An 18,856-nucleotide genomic window follows, 5' to 3' on the forward strand; every position below is an offset into this window, starting at 1 on the left:
CCACACGGACGTGGGATACACAGCAAACCCGCACTTGGCGGGAGCTGATCGGCCGTTTTTAACGACGGCTCTATAGCAAATCTGCATGGCGACCGATAGGCCGCCGGAAAAAGACATTTGCAAAAGTCCGGATATTCCTTAGAATATGCGGCCTTTCGGGCACCTATGCCCGCTGTGCCTTTAGATTTGCAGCACCGACTACAGGAACGATGTTCACATGCTAACAATCCGTCTTGCCCTTGGCGGCTCCAAAAAGCGCCCGTTTTACCACTTGACCGTAACCGACAGCCGCAACCCGCGCGACGGTTCGCACAAGGAACAGGTTGGTTTCTTCAACCCTGTTGCTCGTGGTCAAGAAGTCCGTCTGTCCGTGAACCAAGAGCGCGTAGCCTACTGGCTGAGCGTTGGTGCACAACCTTCTGAGCGCGTTGCTCAGTTGTTGAAGGAATCTGCTAAGGCTGCGGCCTGAGCAATATGAACGCGACGCCAGCTGTTGCTGATGATTTGATCGTTATCGGCAAGATTTACTCGGTTCACGGCGTTCGCGGCGAAGTGAAGGTGTACTCCTTTACTGATCCGATTAAGAACCTGCTGGAATACAAAACCTGGACGCTCAAGCGTGACGGCAATGTAAAGCAGGTGGAGCTGGTCAGCGGACGCGGGAACGACAAGTTCCTGGTCGCAAAGCTCAAGGGTCTCGATGATCGCGAAGAAGCTCGTCTTCTGGCCGGTTATGAGATCTGCGTGCCGCGCAACCTGTTTCCTGAACTGACCGACGGCGAGTACTACTGGTACCAGCTGGAAGGTCTCAAGGTCATCGACACCCTCGGGCAACTGTTCGGGAAGATCGATCACCTGCTGGAGACCGGCTCGAATGATGTAATGGTGGTCAAGCCTTGCGCTGGCAGCCTGGATGATCGCGAACGCCTGTTGCCCTATACCGAGCAATGCGTGTTGGCCATCGACCTGGCGGCAGGTGAGATGAAGGTGGATTGGGATGCGGACTTCTAAGCGTGGCTAACTTGCGCGTAGAAGTGATCAGTTTGTTTCCCGAGATGTTCTCCGCCATCAGCGAGTACGGCATCACCAGTCGTGCGGTGAAACAGGGGCTCTTGCAGCTCACCTGTTGGAATCCGCGAGACTACACGACGGATCGACATCACACTGTGGACGATCGCCCGTTTGGCGGTGGTCCGGGCATGGTGATGAAGATCAAGCCCCTGGAAGATGCTCTGGCTCAGGCCAAGGCAGCAGCCGGGGAGGCGGCGAAGGTGATTTACCTGTCCCCCCAAGGCCGTCAACTGAATCAGTCGGCGGTACGCGAGTTGGCGAATCTGGATGCATTGATCCTGATTGCCGGCCGCTACGAAGGCATTGACGAGCGTTTTATTGATGCTCATGTCGATGAAGAGTGGTCGATTGGCGACTATGTACTGTCTGGCGGCGAGCTGCCGGCGATGGTCCTGATCGATGCGGTTACACGACTGCTGCCTGGAGCTTTAGGGCATGCGGACTCCGCCGAGGAAGATTCCTTTACGGATGGTTTGCTGGATTGCCCGCACTACACCCGACCGGAGGTGTATGCGGATCAGCGTGTTCCCGACGTATTGCTAAGTGGCAATCACGCGCACATCCGGCGTTGGCGTTTACAGCAGTCCCTTGGTCGGACCTATGAACGACGCGCCGATCTTCTGGAAAGCCGCTCGCTTTCTGGAGAAGAGAAGAAGCTGCTCGAGGAATACATCCTCGAGCGGGACGATAGTTAACAACGTATCGATGGTAGATCCGACGATTTACCTTAGGAGCACAGCATGACTAACAAAATCATCCTTGCACTCGAAGCAGAGCAGATGACCAAAGAGATCCCTACCTTTGCCCCGGGCGACACCATTGTCGTTCAGGTGAAAGTGAAGGAAGGCGACCGTTCGCGTCTGCAAGCGTTCGAAGGTGTTGTTATCGCCAAGCGTAACCGCGGCGTAAACAGTGCATTCACCGTTCGTAAAATCTCCAACGGTGTTGGCGTAGAACGTACTTTCCAGACCTACAGCCCGCAAATCGACAGCATGGCCGTTAAACGTCGCGGTGACGTACGTAAAGCCAAGCTGTACTACCTGCGTGACCTGTCTGGTAAAGCAGCTCGCATCAAGGAAAAACTGGCTTAAGTCCAGCTTCCGATGCAGAAAAAAGCAGCCTGCGGGCTGCTTTTTTGTTGCCTGCGATTTGGTGCCAGGTTAAAAAGATCGCAGCCTGCGGCAGCTCCTGCAGGTTGAATTCAGAGCTGCCGAAGGCTGCGATCTTTTGGATTTACTCCGACTCGGGCTGAATCAACGCCAGCAATGTCCAACCCGCCGAAGGCTTCAGTGTGCTGTCCGGTGTCACCACATGCACCCAGCCACTGTCGTCGCGTACGAACAGCAAGGTCGCCCGATCGCCATGCAGCGCGCGGTAATCGTCCCAGCTGAATCCCTCCTTCAATGTCGTGCTGTACAGCTCGGAGCCCTGGCTCAATTGGCTCGCAAGCTTGGCGTAGGTCAGCGCCTCGCTGCCCAGTTGATTGCCGCGATGCTCCAGGCTGGTCCGATGCTTGTCGGTGCGACGGCTTTCCTGGCCGCTGTCCAGGCCGAACATCCGCTGATGACCCAGCTCATGACGAAAGCGCATCAATGCCAGCGTGTTCATCTCACCGGACGGCGATAGCGCCAGAAGATGTCCCAGACCTACCAGGTCCAGATGGGCATCGGCGTGTTGTGAAGCCGGGTTGCCAAAGTAGGTCGGCAACCCTTCCATCCGCGCAGCCCGAATGTTTTCCCAGCTGGAGTCGGTCAACAGCACGCGACTGCCCAGTTGTTGCAGTGCTTTGCCCAGCGTGCGCGCAGGTCCGTTGGCGCCGATGATCAGAAATCCGCTCGGCGCCGGCTCCGCGACTTTCAACAAGCGCGCCAGTGGCCTCGCCGTAGCGCTTTGCAATACGACGGTGCCAATGATCACCGCGAACGTCAGCGGCACCAGCAGCAATGCACCTTGATGACCGGCCTCATGCAAGCGAATGGCGAAGATCGCCGACACGGCTGCCGCAACGATCCCCCGCGGGGCAATCCACGCCAACAGCGCACGTTCGCGCCAGTTCAGGCTTGATCCTGCGGTGCTGAGCAATACGTTCAGGGGGCGCGCAATGAACTGGATGATCAGCAGCAGTATGAGCACCAGCGGCCCGAGCCCGATCATCGCGTTCAGATCCAGTCGTGCCGCCAGCAAAATGAACAGGCCGGAGATCAGCAGGACGCTGAGGTTTTCCTTGAAGTGCAGGATGTGCCGAACATCCACGCCTTTCATGTTGGCCAGCCACATGCCCATGAGCGTCACGGCCAGCAATCCGGATTCGTGCGTGACTGCGTTGGACGCAATAAAAATCCCCAGAACAGCGGCGAGTGCTGCCAGGTTATGCAGGTATTCCGGCAGCCACTGGCGGCGTATCAGGGTGCCGAGCAACCAGCCACCAAAAATCCCGAAGAGACTGCCACACAGAATCACGCCGCCGAAAGTCAGCAAGCTTTCTTTAATGCCATTACCTTCGGTGTTGGCAATGATGAAGCTATAGACGACTACCGCCAGCAGCGCGCCGATAGGATCGATGACAATCCCTTCCCAACGCAGGATGTTGGCGATCGAGGCTTTGGGTCGTACGACGCGCAACATGGGCACGATCACGGTCGGCCCGGTGACCAGCGTCAGGCTGCCGAAAAGTATCGACAGCATCCAGTCAAAACCCAGTAGCCAGTGCGTGGCGACGGCAATCACAATCCAGGTTGAGAGCGCGCCCAGTGTCACCAGTCGATGAACGACACTGCCGATCTCGCGCCATTCCGACAGATGCAGCGTCAGGCTGCCTTCAAACAGAATCAACGCCACCGCCAATGACACCAGTGGCATCAGCAGTGGGCCGAACATTTCCTGCGGGTCGAGCAAGTGCAACACCGGTCCGGCCAGAATCCCGGTCAGCAACAGAAAAAGAATTGCCGGCAGCTTCAGGCGCCAGGCCAACCACTGACAGCCCAGTGCCGCCGCACCGATACCGCCAAACGCCAATAAGATTTGCTGCTCGCTCATGACTGCTCCCTGTTCCTTGAGATGCCAGCCTATGAAAGACTAGCGGCCGATTTCATGTCCATTTTAATTTTGTGCGCAGTCTGAAGGCTACGCGACTTGAGTGCCCATGCCTGCCATCGATCATCCACTGATAGATCAATTCCTTGATGCCCTGTGGCTGGAAAAAGGTCTTTCCGATAACACCCGCGATGCCTATCGCAGCGACCTGGCCCTGTTCAACGGCTGGTTGCAGGAAAAAGGCCTGGAACTGGCCAATGCCGGGCGGGAGTTGATTCTCGACCACCTGGCCTGGCGTCTCGAACAAAACTACAAGCCTCGATCCACCGCACGATTTCTCTCCGGTGTGCGTGGCTTTTATCGCTATCTATTGCGGGAAAAACTGATCTCGGTCGATCCCACCTTGCGCGTGGATATGCCGCAACTCGGTCGTCCGTTGCCCAAATCCTTGTCGGAAGCCGATGTAGAAGCACTGCTCAAAGCGCCGGATCTGAGCGAAGCCATCGGACAGCGTGATCGCGCCATGCTCGAGGTGTTGTATGCCTGCGGGCTGCGTGTGACGGAATTGATCAGCCTGACCCTGGAACAGGTCAATCTGCGCCAAGGGGTCTTGCGGGTGATGGGCAAGGGCAGCAAGGAGCGTCTGGTGCCAATGGGCGAGGAGGCGATTGTCTGGGTCGAGCGCTACATGCGTGATGCCCGTGGTGAACTGCTCGGCGGGCGTCCCAGCGATGTGTTGTTCCCCAGTCTGCGTGGCGAGCAAATGACCCGCCAGACCTTCTGGCACCGGATCAAGCACCAGGCCAAGGTGGCGGGGATCGGCAAGTCGCTGTCGCCGCACACCTTGCGCCATGCGTTTGCCACGCACTTGTTGAACCACGGTGCTGATTTGCGGGTGGTGCAGATGCTGTTGGGGCACAGCGATTTATCGACCACGCAGATTTATACCCACGTTGCCCGCGCCCGTTTGCAAGACCTGCACGCCAAACACCATCCCCGCGGCTGACGACGTCCAGGGAACATCATCCATCTATGCGTCATGCGTCGAGCTCGTGTTGTCTGGCGACAGGTGCATTCGGCCACACCGGCCTTATGTGATAGGCTTTGCCGGTTTGCACGATGGGCGGTTATGACCCGGTGTTTCGGCACGGGTGTTCTGATCGTCCCATATGTTCGCCTTCAGGAGTTCTCATGCGTCTGACCCAGATTCTCGCTGCCGCCGCCATTGCGATGGTCAGCACCTTTGCCGTCGCCGATGACGCGGCCGACAAAGCCATTCGTAAAAGCCTGGAAAACCTCCAGCTCGAAGTGCCGGTAGAAACCATTACACCCAGCCCGCTGCCGGGCCTGTACGAAGTCAAACTCAAGGGCAGCCGCGTTCTCTACGCCAGCGCCGACGGTCAGTACGTGGTTCAGGGCTATATGTTCCAGCTCAAGGACGGCACGCCGATCAACCTGACCGAGAAGACCGAGCGCCTGGGCATCTCCAAGCTGATCAACGCTATTCCGGTCGCTGAAACCGTGGTGTACCCGGCCATTGGCGAAACCAAATCGCACATCACCGTTTTCACCGACACCACCTGCCCGTACTGCCACAAGCTGCACGCCGAAGTGCCTGAGCTGAACAAGCGCGGCATTGAAGTGCGTTACATCGCGTTCCCGCGCCAGGGCCTGGGTTCGCCGGGTGACGAGCAGTTGCAAGCGGTGTGGTGCTCGAAAGACAAGAAAGCGGCCATGGACAAAATGGCTGAAGGCAAGGAAATCAAGGCCGCCAAGTGCGATAACCCGGTTTCCAAGCAGTTTGCCCTCGGTCAGTCGATTGGCGTGAACGGCACACCGGCCATCGTTTTGGCTGACGGTCAGGTCATTCCGGGCTACCAGCCTGCGCCACAAGTCGCCAAACTGGCACTGGGCGCGAAGTAGATTCGCATCGTCACGGCCAGCCTTGACGAGCATGGTCCGGCAGCAACATCGCCGGGCCATTAATAGAGAGCCGCGAGCACGCGGTTGTTTCCACGGCCGGCCTTGAGTCGGTCGTTTTATGGGGAGTTCACAGTGAAACCGGTCAAAGTAGGCATCTGTGGGTTAGGAACCGTCGGTGGCGGTACCTTCAACGTACTTCAGCGCAACGCCGAGGAAATTGCTCGTCGTGCCGGGCGTGGGATCGAAGTGGCACAAATTGCCATGCGCACGCCAAAGCCTCAGTTCCAAACGACCGGTATTGCGATTACCAACGATGTCTTCGAAGTGGCCACGAACCCTGAGATCGACATCGTGATAGAGCTGATGGGCGGCTACACCGTTGCCCGCGAGCTGGTACTCAAGGCCATCGAGAATGGCAAGCATGTGGTCACCGCGAACAAGGCTCTGATTGCCGTTCACGGTAACGAAATTTTCGCCAAGGCTCGCGAGAAGGGCGTGATTGTCGCCTTCGAAGCGGCCGTGGCCGGTGGCATCCCGGTGATCAAGGCGATCCGTGAAGGCCTGTCCGCCAACCGCATCAACTGGGTGGCCGGCATCATCAACGGCACTGGCAACTTCATCCTTACGGAAATGCGCGAGAAGGGTCGCACCTTCGAAGACGTGTTGGCTGAAGCCCAGGCACTGGGTTACGCCGAGGCTGATCCGACCTTCGACGTCGAAGGCATCGACGCGGCCCACAAGCTGACGATCCTGGCTTCGATTGCGTTCGGCATTCCGCTGCAGTTCGAAAAGGCTTACACCGAAGGCATCACCAAACTGACCACCGCCGACGTGAACTACGCCGAAGCGCTGGGCTACCGCATCAAGCACCTGGGCGTGGCGCGCAGCACCGCGGCGGGTATTGAACTGCGCGTACACCCGACGCTGATTCCGGCTGATCGCCTGATCGCCAACGTCAACGGTGTGATGAACGCGGTGATGGTCAACGGCGATGCTGCCGGTTCGACCCTGTTCTACGGCGCTGGCGCCGGAATGGAGCCTACCGCTTCGTCGGTGATCGCCGACCTGGTGGACGTGGTTCGCGCCATGACGTCCGACCCGGAAAACCGCGTACCGCATCTGGCCTTCCAGCCGGATTCGCTGTCGGCTCACCCGATCCTGCCGATCGAAGCCTGCGAAAGCGCTTACTACCTGCGCATTCAGGCCAAGGATCATCCGGGCGTGTTGGCTCAGGTCGCGAGCATCCTCTCGGAGCGCGGCATCAACATTGAGTCGATCATGCAGAAGGAAGCCGAGGAACACGACGGCCTGGTGCCGATGATCCTGCTGACCCACCGCGTGCTGGAACAGCACATCAACGACGCCATCGCTGCTCTGGAAGCCCTGGCGGGTGTGGTCGGTCCGGTTGTACGGATCCGTGTCGAGCACCTGAACTAATTTAGAAGCAGCTGCAAGCCGTCAGCTGCAAGCTGCAAGCTAAAAGCCTCGGTGCTTTGAACTTGCAGCTTGAAGCTTGAAGCTTGAAGCCCAAACCGAAGGTTTGCCCCTATGCGCTACATCAGTACCCGCGGCCAGGCACCGGCCCTTAATTTCGAAGACGTCCTGCTGGCAGGTCTTGCCACCGACGGCGGTCTGTACGTCCCGGAAAACCTGCCACGTTTCACCCAGGAAGAAATCGCTTCCTGGGCCGGTCTGCCGTATCACGAGCTGGCTTTTCGCGTCATGCGCCCGTTCGTCACCGGCAGCATTCCGGACGCCGATTTCAAAAAGATTCTTGAAGAAACCTATGGCGTGTTCGCCCACAGCGCCGTTGCGCCGCTGCGTCAGCTGAACGGCAACGAATGGGTGCTGGAGCTGTTCCACGGCCCGACCCTGGCGTTCAAGGACTTCGCCCTGCAACTGCTGGGTCGTTTGCTCGACTACGTGCTGGAAAAGCGCGGCGAGCGCGTAGTGATCGTCGGTGCCACCTCTGGTGACACCGGCTCGGCCGCCATCGAAGGCTGCAAGCACTGCGAAAACGTCGACATCTTCATCCTGCACCCGCACAACCGTGTGTCTGAAGTGCAGCGTCGGCAGATGACCACCATTTTCGGTGAGAACATCCACAACATCGCCATCGAAGGTAACTTCGATGATTGCCAGGAAATGGTCAAGGCAAGCTTCGCCGACCAGAGTTTCCTCAAGGGCACGCGTCTGGTAGCGGTGAACTCGATCAACTGGGCGCGGATCATGGCCCAGATCGTTTACTACTTCCATGCATCCCTGCAGTTGGGCGGCCCGGCGCGTTCGGTGTCGTTCTCGGTGCCGACCGGCAACTTCGGCGACATCTTCGCCGGTTACCTGGCGCGCAACATGGGCCTGCCGATCAACCAGTTGATCGTCGCCACCAACCGCAACGACATCCTGCACCGCTTCATGAGCGGCAACCAGTACGTCAAGGACACCCTGCACGCCACGCTGTCGCCGTCGATGGACATCATGGTGTCGTCGAACTTCGAACGCCTGCTGTTCGACCTGCACGGTCGCAATGGCGCGGCCATCGCCGGGCTGATGGATTCGTTCAAGCAGGGCGGTGGTTTCAGCGTCGAGCAAGAGCGCTGGACCGAAGCCCGCAAATTGTTCGACTCGTTGGCTGTGGATGACGCGCAAACGTGCGAAACCATCGCCGAAGTCTATGAGCAGACCGGTGAAGTGCTCGATCCGCACACTGCGATTGGTGTCAAAGCCGCGCGTGAATGCCGTCGCAGCCTGGACATTCCAATGGTGATCCTGGGCACTGCCCATCCGGTCAAATTCCCGGATGCCGTGGAAAAGGCCGGTGTAGGAAAAACGCTTGAACTGCCTGCACATCTTTCTGATTTGTTTGAGCGAGATGAGCGTTGCACCGTGTTGCCGAATGACCTGAAAGCCGTACAGGCCTTTGTCAGTCAGCATGGCAACCGTGGCAAGCCGTTGTAACGGTCAAAGCTGTCACATTTTGAAGCCCGTCTCCTGACGGGCTTTTTCATTTCTGCATGCACACTTGTCGTGTTGTCGCCCAGAAAGGAAGGGCGAGTCGATCACGAAGGATGTGGCAATGCTGTTTTCAAAAGGGGTCAAACCGGCCGCGTACTGGCTGTTTCTGCTCGCAATCATGGGCATCGGCCAATGGGGTATTGCGGCGCCGATGGACATGCATGAGCGCGATGCGACGATCACGCTGGATGCGCAGGAGTTGCAGTGGATCGCCACTCACCCGCGCGTCGTCGTCACGGCGCTGGATTATCCGTTGTACCTGTTCAAGGACAAGCAGGGTCAATGGAGCGGCTTGCACTTTGATGTACTCAAGCGCATCAGCGTGATGACGGGGGTGCAGTTCGTTTTCGAAGAGTCGTTCTCTACCGATCAGATGCTGGTGAAACTGGAAAATGGCGGGGCGGACTTGAGCTCAATGCTGTCGATGAACGACGAGCGCAAGACGTTGCTGGATTTCAGTCATGCGTTTGGTGGTGCCGGTTGGGTATTTGTCGGGCGAGTCGGGGCGCCACGGGTGCAATCGCTGGAAGAACTGGCGAAACGGGTGCTGGTGCTGCCGGCCCGGCATGCATTGGAAGCGGCGATCCGTCGCGACTACCCGGCCATTGAGGTGCGTACGGTGAAAACCAACGCCGAGGCACGTGCCTGGGTGGAAAGCGGTGACGCCTACGCCACCATCGAAAATGAAGTTGGAGCGCAGCTCTATCCATCCGGGCTGTTGCAGGTCGGTGCGGTGGTGCCGGGCATATGGGACGCGGATTACCTGTCGGTACGCAAGGGGCAACCGCAATTGTTGAGCATCCTGAACAAGGCCCTGAATGCGTTTCCTCCAGAAGAGTTACGTGTCATTCGCCTGAAGTGGTTCAGTGGCGTCACGCCATCCAAGGTGCCCGGTCTGTGGCAGACACTGCGCCACTGGGTCTGCGAAGGCATCGTTATCGCCAGCGTATTCGGCCTGTTGTCGCTGCTGTGGAACCGGCGTTTGACAGTGCTGGTCAGGCAGCGGTTCGAGGCCGAAAAAAGCCTCAGTGATCAACTCGCCTTCCAGCACGCATTACTGGATGCCATGCCTGATCCAATGTTTGTCCGTGACCTGCAAGGGCGATTGGTGATGTGCAACAAAAGTTATGAGGAGGTGTTGTCGACCCGGTTTGATCAGGTTCAAGGTCGACAGTTGATCGAAGTCGATGTCTTGCCGAAACGCACCGCTGAACTTCTGCATGCCGAATTCATGAGCCAGCTGGAAACACGCCGGACTCGCTTTATTGAGCGTCAATTGAGGTTCAAGGACGGTATCAGGGATGTTTACCAGTGGACGGTGCCGTTTTATGGTGCAGACGGGCAGTTGCGAGGATTGCTGGGCGGTTGGGCTGAAATCGATCGACGAAGCCGACAGGCGTGACGGCAGCGTTTTTTCTCTGTCATGTTCGCCGTGCATGCTCACTTGAGCTGATTCGCGGGTGCGCCTTGCGGTCAGTCTCCAGAACTTTCTTCTCGGGTCCGTGGTCATTCATTGCAGGCACGCCCAAGGCACGTTGTTTCGGACTATTGAGTGGTGATCGGGATGGAAAGTATCAGTCTGTTGCTCGGTGAGGCGCTGAGCCCGTATCAAGTCACAATGACCCCTTCAGGCATTCATGGCGAATGCCTGGTAACCCTGAAGAATTCGATGGGCGCCACGGTCGTCAAGCGAGCGTTCAATCAGGCCCAGTTGAACGACAAGCGCTTGCTGACGGACGTGGTCGATGGATTGCATCGCGACGTGCTGATTGCGGAGGGACGCCTGGAGCCCTGTGTCATCGCAGCGTTGCGCAATGCTGCCCAGGACAAGTTGATGGCCAGCCGCAATTGACGGGATTTCGCTGGGAACCTTCCTGCGCGCAGGTCAGTCAGATCGGGTAATAGCAGGATCAAGCATTGTGCTCCGGTGCTTGTAGCTTGCTACTACGGGTCTTTATGTAGGCCACGTTTAACCCCGAGTAGTCTTCCCACTGCTCGGGGTTTCTTTTTGCCTTTTTGCCCGCGATTTATTCACTGTCCGGCCTGTTGCTCAAAAAACTCTTTGGCAGCCTTCAGGTAATCGCTGCGGCTTTCCGGATCGAGCCAGGCCGCGTACGCCTCGCTCAATGGCTCGCGGGGCAGGGCGCGTAGCAGTCGATTGATCTCGATAATCGCCTGTCGGCCCTGTGGTGTGTCGGTGCAGCCGATGTAGCCTGACAGGTACTTACCCGTGCCGCGAATCGGGTAGAACTGCAATTCATCTTCTGCGATCCCCTCCTGCTGCGCCTGGTAACGAATTTCCGGACGATAACCCAACAGCACTTGCAAGCGCCCCAGGCGTTGCATTTGCAGCAGGCTGCCCAAAGCGTCGTTGCCGTAATGCAGCGCAAGTGCCTTGGTCGGTGCTTGTTTCAGGAGTGCGTCGAGGTACTCGCCGTAGTTGCGCTCGGCAACAATCCCCAGCGTGACGCTGCCGGTCGCCAAGAGGGCCGACAGGTCCACCTCGCCGTCCTTGATGAACGGGGTCAACACGTCGCGATCAGCACGCCGCACGGCCAGACCATTGCTCATGGCGCGAAAGACCGGGGTGGAAAACACGATCCAGGTTTCGCGCTCCTTGCTCCAGTTCAGCGCCGCATCACACGTGAACGTTGACTCATGGAGCATCTGCAGGCCGCGTGCGCGATTGACCCTCATCACGCTGTGTTGGTATTGAGGCATGCCGGCAATCAATTGCGTTAACAGCTGATCGATGACGCCCTGATCCTTTTTCGGTCCTTCGAAAATGAACAGCGGCGGCAAATCGCGCTTGAGCCAGATCAGGGTTTCCGTGGGTTGCGCCAGCGTCGAGGGAGGCAGGGCGGCGATCAGGAGCGCGCCTGCCATGGCGCACATCGCCGGTCCGTTTCGCCACCGGCAGTGCTTGATGACTCGCGCAAACAGACGCTTCAGCTCAGATGGCTCCGTCTTTGCGCAGTTGTGTGATCTGCGACGCGTCATAGCCAAGTTCCTGGAGTACCTGCGCGTTGTGCTCGCCCAGTTGTGGCCCTACCCATTCACAATCACCGGGTGTCTCAGAGAGTTTCGGCACAATTCCCGGCATCTTGAAATCTTTGCCATCCGGCAGCTTGGCTTGCAGGAACATTTCCCGGGCGAGGTACTGCGGATCGCTGAACATGTCTTCGGCACTGAAGATCCGGCTGGCGGGTACTTCGGCTTGATTCAAACGTTCGATGACAGTGTCCAGGGGCAGCGAGTTGACCCAGCGATCGATAACCCCGTAAAGCTCATCGCGGCGGTTATCACGGCCATCGTTGCTGGCAAGTAGAGGATCGTTGGCCAGGTCTTCGCGGCCAATGATCAGCATGAAGCGTTTGAAGATCGCGTCGCCGTTCGCGCCGATCTGCACGTGCTTGCCGTCAGCGCTGGTGTGGATCGAAGACGGGGTGATGCCAGGCATGATGTTGCCGGTGCGTTCGCGGATGAACCCGAACACGTCGAATTCCGGGACCATGCTTTCCATCATGGCGAAGATCGCTTCGTACAGCGCTACATCGACCACCTGGCCCTGGCCACCGTTGACCTCGCGATGACGCAGGGCCATCAGCGCGCCGATCACGCCCCAGAGCGCGGCAATCGAGTCGCCGATGGAAATCCCGGTGCGCACCGGTGGTCGGTCCTCAAAACCGGTGATGTAGCGCAGGCCGCCCATGGATTCACCCACGGCGCCGAAACCAGGCTGGTCTTTCATCGGGCCGGTCTGGCCGAAGCCCGAGAGCCGCACCATCACCAGTTTCGGGTTGAGCGCGTGCAGGACATCCCAGCCGAGACCGAGTTTTTCCAGTACGCCGGGGCGAAAGTTCTCGATCAGGATGTCCGCTTCGCTCAGGAGTTTTTTCAGGATCGCCAGGCCCTCAGGATGTTTCAGGTTCAGCGTCAGGGACTTTTTGTTGCGTGCCTGAACGAACCACCACAACGAGGTGCCTTCATACAGCTTGCGCCACTTGCGCAGCGGATCGCCGCCATCCGGGGATTCGATCTTGATCACGTCCGCACCGAATTCAGCGCAAATGCGCGACGCAAAGGGGCCGGCAATCAAAGTGCCCAATTCGATGACTTTCAGACCTGAGAGCGGTTTGGCGGTGAGCGGCATGCTGGTTCCTGTAGGACAAAGATTGAGCGAGTACAGCGTTTTAACATAGCCGACTATCAGGCGCTCAAGGTTGATCACCATCAATTCGTGGATTGCCTGCCGCATCGGTTAGACTTGCCGCCTTTCCCCGTATCAAGAAGCCCGTACATGGCCCAGCCGTCCACGACCTACAAGTTTGAACTGAACCTCACCGACCTCGACCGCAGCGTCTACGAGAGTGTCAAGCAAACCATCGCCCGCCACCCATCGGAAACCGAAGAGCGCATGACCGTGCGCCTGCTGGCCTACGCCCTCTGGTACAACGAGCATCTGTCGTTTGGTCGTGGTCTGTCGGACGTGGATGAACCGGCCTTGTGGGAAAAAAGCCTGGATGACCGTGTCCTGCACTGGATCGAAGTCGGCCAGCCCGATGCCGACCGCCTGACCTGGTGCTCGCGCCGTACCGAACGCACCAGTCTGCTGGCCTATGGCAGCCTGCGCGTCTGGGAAGGCAAGGTGATCCCGGCGATCAAGAACCTGAAAAACGTCCACATCGCGGCGGTCCCTCAGGAAGTCCTGGAGACCCTGGCCAAAGACATGCCTCGCGTCATCAAGTGGGACGTGATGATCAGCGAAGGGACGATTTTCGTCACCGACGACCGTGGTCAGCATGAAGTCCAGCTGCAATGGTTGTCGGGCGAGCGCGGCTGAGTCCTCGCCGTTCCTGCGGTTTTACCCTACTTCATCAAGAGAAGCCCCTGTCACCCCATGCGCATCGAACCCCGCCAGCTGCCCGACACCCTGCCATTCCTCGGTGATATTCCGCCGCTGCTGACCCGCCTGTATGCAGCGCGGGGCGTGCAGTCTGAAGCCGAGCTGGATAAAAGCCTGGCGCGACTGATTCCGTTCCAGAAGCTCAAAGGCATCGAAGCGGCCGTGGACTTGTTGGTGACCGCGCTCGAACAGCGTCAACGGATTCTGATCGTCGGCGACTTCGACGCTGACGGTGCGACGGCCAGTACCGTGGGGACGTTGGGTTTGCGTTTGCTGGGGGCGGCGCATGTCGACTACCTGGTACCGAATCGCTTCGATTACGGCTACGGCCTGACACCGGAAATCGTTGCCGTGGCGCTCGAGCGCCAGCCGCAGTTGCTGATCACCGTGGACAACGGCATCTCCAGCGTCGAAGGTGTGGCGGCGGCGAAACAGGCCGGGCTTAACGTGCTGGTTACCGATCACCACTTGCCCGGCGACGAACTGCCGCTGGCCGATGCCATCGTCAATCCGAACCAGCCCGGTTGCGAGTTCCCGAGCAAGGCGCTGGCGGGTGTCGGGGTGATTTTCTATGTGCTGATGGCCTTGCGTGCGCGATTGCGCGAGCTCGGCTGGTACGCGAACAAGCCGCAGCCGAACATCGGCGAATTGCTTGATCTGGTGGCTTTGGGAAGCGTCGCCGACGTGGTGCCGCTGGATTCCAACAACCGGATTCTGGTGCACCAGGGCCTGGAGCGCATTCGTGCCGGACGCGCCCGACCGGGGATCAAGGCGATCCTCGAAGTGGCCAAGCGTGACCACACGCGCATCACGTCGACCGACCTGGGCTTCATCGTCGGCCCGCGCCTGAACGCGGCGGGGCGTCTGGACGACATGAGCCTGGGCATCGAATGCCTGCTGACCGACGACGCCGGGCTGGCTCGCGAAATGGCGGCTCAACTGGATGGCATGAACCAGGACCGCAAATCCATCGAGCAAGGCATGCAGCGTGAAGCGCTGGCGCAGCTCAAGGATTTGCCGTTGGAGTCGATGCCGTTCGGCTTGTGCCTGTTCGATCCCGAGTGGCATCAGGGCGTCATCGGTATCCTCGCCTCTCGCATGAAAGAGCGTTACTTCCGGCCGACCATTGCCTTCGCCGATGCGGGCGATGGTTTGCTCAAGGGGTCGGGGCGTTCGGTCCAGGGCTTTCATATCCGCGATGCCCTGAGCGTGGTGGCGGCGCAGCATCCGAGCCTGATCACCAAATACGGTGGTCATGCGATGGCCGCCGGCCTGACGCTGCCGGAAGCGAATTTTCCGCTGTTCGCCGAAGCCTTTGACGCTGAAGTGCGTCGGCAATTGCGCGAAGAAGACCTGACCGGGCGCTTGCTGTCGGACGGCACGCTGGCGGTGGAAGAGTTTCATCTGGAACTGGCCCGCGCCCTGCGCCATGCCGGTCCTTGGGGGCAGCATTTCCCGGAGCCGTTGTTTCACGGCGTGTTCCAGTTGGTCGAGCAGCGCGTCGTAGGCGAACGGCATCTTAAAGTCGTCCTCAAGAGCGAGTGCGGCTCGGTCAAGCTCGATGGCATCGCATTCGGGATCGACCGCGACATCTGGCCGAATCCGACCATCAAATGGGTGGAATTGGCCTACAAGCTCGACCTCAACGAGTTTCGCGGAAACGAGACGGTTCAACTGATGATTGCCCACATCGAACCGCGATAGCTTTTTTGTGGCGAGGGAGCTTGCTCCCGCTGGGCGGCGCAGCCGCCCCAAAACCTGCCACTGCGATTGGGTGTGCTTTGCACACCAACGGGAGCAAGCTCCCTCGCCACAGGGGACGCATTGGACGCTGATTGGAGGTGTTTCATTCTTGAACCCTCCCTGATCTTGCGATGTCGACTAGGCTCTAAGCACTGCTTGATTATCCTTGTGACGTTTTGTCCATTTTTTGCCCGCGGGGGCGGGTGCTGTAGCTTTTTCCTGTCACTCGTCGACTTTTCAAACAGAACCCTGGAGCCTGCCCACTGATTCGAGAGGTGCCCCATGAGTCTGCTGCTTGAACCCTATACCCTTCGCCAATTGATTCTGCCCAACCGCGTCGCGGTCTCGCCGATGTGCCAATACTCAAGTGCCGACGGCCTGGCCAATGACTGGCACCTGGTCCACCTCGGCAGCCGTGCGGTTGGCGGGGCCGGGCTGGTGTTTACCGAAGCCACGGCGATCACGGCCGATGGGCGCATCACCGCGCAGGACCTTGGCCTGTGGAGCGATGAACAGATCGAGCCTTTACAACGCATCACTCGCTTCATCGCGGCGCAAGGCGCCGTGGCCGGTATTCAACTGGCCCATGCCGGTCGCAAGGCCAGTACCTACAGACCGTGGCTGGGCAAGCACGGCAGCGTCAAACCCGACGAGGGGGGCTGGGTTCCGGTTGGCCCTTCACCGATTGCTTTCGATCCCCAGCACACCCAGCCCAAGCAGCTGGATGAAGGCGAGATCGCGACGATCATTCAGGCTTTTGTCGATGCGGCCAAGCGCTCGCTGACCGCAGGCTTCAAGGTGGTCGAGATCCATGCAGCCCATGGTTATCTGCTGCATCAGTTTCTTTCGCCCTTGAGCAACCAACGCCGTGATCAGTACGGCGGTTCGTTTGAAAACCGCATCCGATTGGTGTTGCAGGTTACCGAAGCGGTGCGTGCGGCGTGGCCTGAAGAGTTGCCGGTGTTTGTCCGCGTCTCGGCGACCGACTGGGTGGAGGACGGTTGGAATCCGGATGAAACCGTGGAGCTGGCCCGTCGCCTGAAAGACCTGGGTGTGGACTTGATCGATGTATCGTCGGGCGGCACGGCGGTGAACGCTGAAATCCCCACGGGGCCCGGCTATCAAACCCGTTTCGCCGAGCGCGTACGCAAAGAGTCAGGCATCGCCACCGGCACTGTCGGCATGATTACCGAGCCGGCCCAGGCCGAACACATTCTGCGCACCTGTCAGGCGGATATCATTTTCCTGGCGCGTGAATTGTTGCGCGATCCGTACTGGGCGCTGCATGCGGATGACGATCTGGGCGGACGCAAGGCGGTCTGGCCGGCGCAGTATCAACGGGCGACCCATCGCGAGCAGCCGATTCACGAGTCGGATCTGCGCGACTAAAACCATCGGCATGAAAAAGCCCCTGAGTCGTGAGATTCAGGGGCTTTCGTTTGTCTGGATATCCGATCAGGCGGCTTGGATCTTGCTGCGGTTCTGCTCGACCTTGTTCAGGTAGTCCTTGAGTTTTTCCTGCTCCTCCGCCGTTGTGAACAAGCCGAGTTTGCTGCGACGCCACAGAATATCGTGGGCGGTGGTGGCCCATTCTTCGCTGCACAGGTAATCGACTTCGCGGGTGTAGAGACCGCTGCCGATGTGTTCGCCCAGATCCCTCAGACTCTCAACGCCTTCGAGCATGCGCCAGGTGCGGCTGCCGTAGGTCGTGGCCCAGCGGCGTGCGATTTCACTCGGGACCCAGTCGAACTGGTCGCGAATGCGCGAGCTCAAGGCTTGTGGCGTGGTCATGTCTTCACCGCCCGGCAGCGTGGCGCTGGCGGTCCAGCTCGGCTGGATGTGTTTGAAGTACGGTGCAAGTTGCGCCAGCGCCGACTCGGCGAGTTTGCGGTAGGTGGTGAGCTTGCCGCCGAACACCGACAGCAACGGTGCCTCTTCACCGGCGCCGGACAGCGCGAGGGTGTAGTCGCGAGTCACGGCGGACGGGTTATCGGATTCGTCGTTGCACAGCGGCCGCACGCCGGAATAGCTATGCAGGATGTCGTCACGGCCGATCTGCTTTTTGAAGTGGGCGTTGACCACGTTCAACAGGTAATCGGTTTCGCCGTCGGTGATTGCCACTTTCGCCGGATCGCCGGTGTACTCGCGGTCAGTGGTGCCGATCAGGGTGAAATGGTTCAAGTACGGAATGGTGAACACAATGCGCTGATCTTCGTTTTGCAGGATGTGCGCGTGTTCACCTTCGTACAGCTTCGGCACGATCAGGTGGCTGCCCTGAATCAGGCGGATGCCATACGGCGATTCCATTTTCAGATCGTCGCGAATGAACTTGGCGACCCATGGGCCGGCGGCGTTCACCAGAGCCTTGGCACGGATCGAAAAAAGGCTGCCGTCGGCGCGCTCCAGGTGCAAGTGCCACAGGCCTTTGACGCGACGCGCACTGACGCAACGGGTTTGAGTGTGAACGTGGGCGCCTTTTTCCCGGGCCGCCATGGCGTTCAACACCACCAGACGTGCATCGTCGACCCAGCAATCGGAGTATTCGAAGCCTTTGGTGATCTCGCTTTTGAGCGCGCTGTCCGGGCCGAATTTCAGGCTTTTCGAACCTTGCAGTTGCTCGCGCTTGCCGAGGTTGTCATACAGGAACAAACCGGCGCGGATCATCCAGGCCGGGCGCAGGTGCGGGCGGTGTGGCAGCACGAAACGCATTTGCTTGACGATGTGCGGCGCCTTGGCCAGCAGCACTTCGCGCTCAGCCAAGGCTTCGCGCACGAGGCGGAATTCGTAATGTTCCAGGTAACGCAGTCCACCGTGGATCAGCTTGCTGCTGGCCGAGGAGGTGTGGCTGGCCAAATCATCCTTTTCGCAAAGGAACACCGACAGCCCGCGGCCGGCAGCATCCGCTGCGATCCCCACGCCATTGATCCCGCCACCGATGACGGCGATATCGTAGACCTCGGAAAGAGGGGGCGTAGGCAAGGTGGAAGTGGGCATCGGCTCGGGCCTCGGAATTCTTGATGTTCTGTATTTGAATTCGAACATTAATGTTCATTTGCGAAAATACTAGCCCATAAAGACGCGCGCAGCCAGCCGGCTTCGATTGAAAATACTCATCGAAGGGCCGTTAAAGGAAAATTTACGAACATTGTATGGCGGGGGGATTGA

Annotated in this window: 17 protein-coding genes; 13 read left to right on the forward strand and 4 right to left on the reverse strand. The window is 59.0% G+C overall.

Annotation, left to right across the window (positions count from 1 at the left end; translation table 11 throughout):
* The first annotated feature begins 217 nt into the window (after nt 1-217).
* Genes rpsP through rplS form a run of 4 tightly spaced genes read left to right on the forward strand, consistent with a single transcriptional unit; the run spans nt 218 to nt 2,162 of the window.
* Entirely contained in the window at nt 218-469 is a 252-nt protein-coding gene (rpsP, locus tag QYH43_RS14930; protein WP_003198088.1) for a 30S ribosomal protein S16, read from the forward strand.
* A gap of 5 nt (nt 470-474) precedes the next feature.
* Nucleotides 475-1,011, forward strand: coding sequence for a ribosome maturation factor RimM (rimM, locus tag QYH43_RS14935; RefSeq protein ID WP_053155094.1), 537 nt, complete (start codon nt 475-477; stop codon nt 1,009-1,011).
* Between the two features lie 2 nt (nt 1,012-1,013).
* Nucleotides 1,014-1,766, forward strand: a complete 753-nt coding sequence (gene trmD, locus QYH43_RS14940; RefSeq protein ID WP_095057027.1) for a tRNA (guanosine(37)-N1)-methyltransferase TrmD — start codon at nt 1,014-1,016, stop codon at nt 1,764-1,766.
* Between the two features lie 45 nt (nt 1,767-1,811).
* Complete coding sequence (gene rplS, locus QYH43_RS14945; protein WP_003175895.1) at nt 1,812-2,162, forward strand: 50S ribosomal protein L19; 351 nt, start codon at nt 1,812-1,814, stop codon at nt 2,160-2,162.
* Nucleotides 2,163-2,304: 142 nt separating this feature from the next.
* Here rplS and QYH43_RS14950 read toward each other — a convergent pair whose 3' ends face one another.
* Entirely contained in the window at nt 2,305-4,107 is a 1,803-nt protein-coding gene (locus QYH43_RS14950; protein ID WP_301157284.1) for a sodium:proton antiporter, read from the reverse strand.
* Nucleotides 4,108-4,213: 106 nt separating this feature from the next.
* Here QYH43_RS14950 and xerD point away from each other — a divergent pair, with 106 nt between their 5' ends.
* From xerD to QYH43_RS14980, 6 genes are all read left to right on the forward strand, one after another.
* Complete coding sequence (gene xerD / locus QYH43_RS14955; RefSeq protein ID WP_301157285.1) at nt 4,214-5,110, forward strand: site-specific tyrosine recombinase XerD; 897 nt, start codon at nt 4,214-4,216, stop codon at nt 5,108-5,110.
* Nucleotides 5,111-5,295: 185 nt separating this feature from the next.
* Entirely contained in the window at nt 5,296-6,027 is a 732-nt protein-coding gene (gene dsbC, locus QYH43_RS14960) for a bifunctional protein-disulfide isomerase/oxidoreductase DsbC (RefSeq protein WP_301157286.1), read from the forward strand.
* A gap of 132 nt (nt 6,028-6,159) precedes the next feature.
* Entirely contained in the window at nt 6,160-7,464 is a 1,305-nt protein-coding gene (locus QYH43_RS14965) for a homoserine dehydrogenase (protein ID WP_095057031.1), read from the forward strand.
* A gap of 111 nt (nt 7,465-7,575) precedes the next feature.
* Nucleotides 7,576-8,985, forward strand: coding sequence for a threonine synthase (gene thrC / locus QYH43_RS14970; protein ID WP_301157287.1), 1,410 nt, complete (start codon nt 7,576-7,578; stop codon nt 8,983-8,985).
* 118 nt (nt 8,986-9,103) lie between these two features.
* Nucleotides 9,104-10,444, forward strand: a complete 1,341-nt coding sequence (locus QYH43_RS14975) for a transporter substrate-binding domain-containing protein (RefSeq protein WP_095057033.1) — start codon at nt 9,104-9,106, stop codon at nt 10,442-10,444.
* Nucleotides 10,445-10,606: 162 nt separating this feature from the next.
* Nucleotides 10,607-10,894, forward strand: coding sequence for a DUF3509 domain-containing protein (locus QYH43_RS14980; RefSeq protein WP_095057034.1), 288 nt, complete (start codon nt 10,607-10,609; stop codon nt 10,892-10,894).
* A gap of 179 nt (nt 10,895-11,073) precedes the next feature.
* On the opposite strand, the gene QYH43_RS14985 is transcribed toward QYH43_RS14980, so the two are convergent.
* The gene (locus tag QYH43_RS14985) at nt 11,074-12,042 is read right to left on the reverse strand and encodes a TIGR02285 family protein (RefSeq protein ID WP_301157288.1); all 969 of its coding nucleotides are present in this window, start codon (nt 12,040-12,042) and stop codon (nt 11,074-11,076) included.
* On the reverse strand, nt 11,996-13,195 hold the full coding sequence (locus QYH43_RS14990) for a CaiB/BaiF CoA-transferase family protein (protein ID WP_095057036.1): 1,200 nt from the start codon (nt 13,193-13,195) through the stop codon (nt 11,996-11,998). Before QYH43_RS14990 ends, QYH43_RS14985 begins: the two co-directional genes overlap by 47 nt.
* A 147-nt stretch (nt 13,196-13,342) precedes the next feature.
* Here QYH43_RS14990 and QYH43_RS14995 point away from each other — a divergent pair, with 147 nt between their 5' ends.
* The 3 genes from QYH43_RS14995 to QYH43_RS15005 all read left to right on the forward strand — a co-directional run bounded on the left by QYH43_RS14995 (nt 13,343) and on the right by QYH43_RS15005 (nt 17,080).
* Entirely contained in the window at nt 13,343-13,885 is a 543-nt protein-coding gene (locus QYH43_RS14995; RefSeq protein WP_095057037.1) for a YaeQ family protein, read from the forward strand.
* Nucleotides 13,886-13,942: 57 nt separating this feature from the next.
* Nucleotides 13,943-15,652, forward strand: a complete 1,710-nt coding sequence (gene recJ / locus QYH43_RS15000; protein ID WP_301157289.1) for a single-stranded-DNA-specific exonuclease RecJ — start codon at nt 13,943-13,945, stop codon at nt 15,650-15,652.
* A 321-nt stretch (nt 15,653-15,973) separates the two neighbouring features.
* Nucleotides 15,974-17,080 (forward strand): NADH:flavin oxidoreductase/NADH oxidase, encoded by a 1,107-nt coding sequence (locus QYH43_RS15005; RefSeq protein WP_095057039.1) that lies wholly within the window; start codon nt 15,974-15,976, stop codon nt 17,078-17,080.
* Between the two features lie 66 nt (nt 17,081-17,146).
* On the opposite strand, the gene glpD is transcribed toward QYH43_RS15005, so the two are convergent.
* On the reverse strand, nt 17,147-18,685 hold the full coding sequence (gene glpD, locus QYH43_RS15010) for a glycerol-3-phosphate dehydrogenase (RefSeq protein WP_301157290.1): 1,539 nt from the start codon (nt 18,683-18,685) through the stop codon (nt 17,147-17,149).
* Nucleotides 18,686-18,856 lie beyond the last annotated feature (171 nt).

The sequence above is a fragment of the Pseudomonas sp. C32 genome (genome assembly GCF_030417915.1).
Lineage (GTDB): Bacteria > Pseudomonadota > Gammaproteobacteria > Pseudomonadales > Pseudomonadaceae > Aquipseudomonas.

Excerpts from the sequence above, each read along its gene's own strand:
- rpsP (WP_003198088.1), top strand. The coding sequence starts at position 218 with ATGCTAACAATCCGTCTTGCCCTTGGCGGCTCCAAAAAGCGCCCGTTT.
- rimM (WP_053155094.1), top strand. The coding sequence starts at position 475 with ATGAACGCGACGCCAGCTGTTGCTGATGATTTGATCGTTATCGGCAAG.
- rplS (WP_003175895.1), top strand. The coding sequence starts at position 1,812 with ATGACTAACAAAATCATCCTTGCACTCGAAGCAGAGCAGATGACCAAA.
- QYH43_RS14950 (WP_301157284.1), bottom strand. The coding sequence starts at position 4,107 with ATGAGCGAGCAGCAAATCTTATTGGCGTTTGGCGGTATCGGTGCGGCG.
- xerD (WP_301157285.1), top strand. The coding sequence starts at position 4,214 with ATGCCTGCCATCGATCATCCACTGATAGATCAATTCCTTGATGCCCTG.
- dsbC (WP_301157286.1), top strand. The coding sequence starts at position 5,296 with ATGCGTCTGACCCAGATTCTCGCTGCCGCCGCCATTGCGATGGTCAGC.
- thrC (WP_301157287.1), top strand. The coding sequence starts at position 7,576 with ATGCGCTACATCAGTACCCGCGGCCAGGCACCGGCCCTTAATTTCGAA.
- QYH43_RS14975 (WP_095057033.1), top strand. The coding sequence starts at position 9,104 with ATGCTGTTTTCAAAAGGGGTCAAACCGGCCGCGTACTGGCTGTTTCTG.
- QYH43_RS14980 (WP_095057034.1), top strand. The coding sequence starts at position 10,607 with ATGGAAAGTATCAGTCTGTTGCTCGGTGAGGCGCTGAGCCCGTATCAA.
- QYH43_RS14985 (WP_301157288.1), bottom strand. The coding sequence starts at position 12,042 with ATGACGCGTCGCAGATCACACAACTGCGCAAAGACGGAGCCATCTGAG.
- QYH43_RS14990 (WP_095057036.1), bottom strand. The coding sequence starts at position 13,195 with ATGCCGCTCACCGCCAAACCGCTCTCAGGTCTGAAAGTCATCGAATTG.
- QYH43_RS14995 (WP_095057037.1), top strand. The coding sequence starts at position 13,343 with ATGGCCCAGCCGTCCACGACCTACAAGTTTGAACTGAACCTCACCGAC.
- recJ (WP_301157289.1), top strand. The coding sequence starts at position 13,943 with ATGCGCATCGAACCCCGCCAGCTGCCCGACACCCTGCCATTCCTCGGT.
- QYH43_RS15005 (WP_095057039.1), top strand. The coding sequence starts at position 15,974 with ATGAGTCTGCTGCTTGAACCCTATACCCTTCGCCAATTGATTCTGCCC.
- glpD (WP_301157290.1), bottom strand. The coding sequence starts at position 18,685 with ATGCCCACTTCCACCTTGCCTACGCCCCCTCTTTCCGAGGTCTACGAT.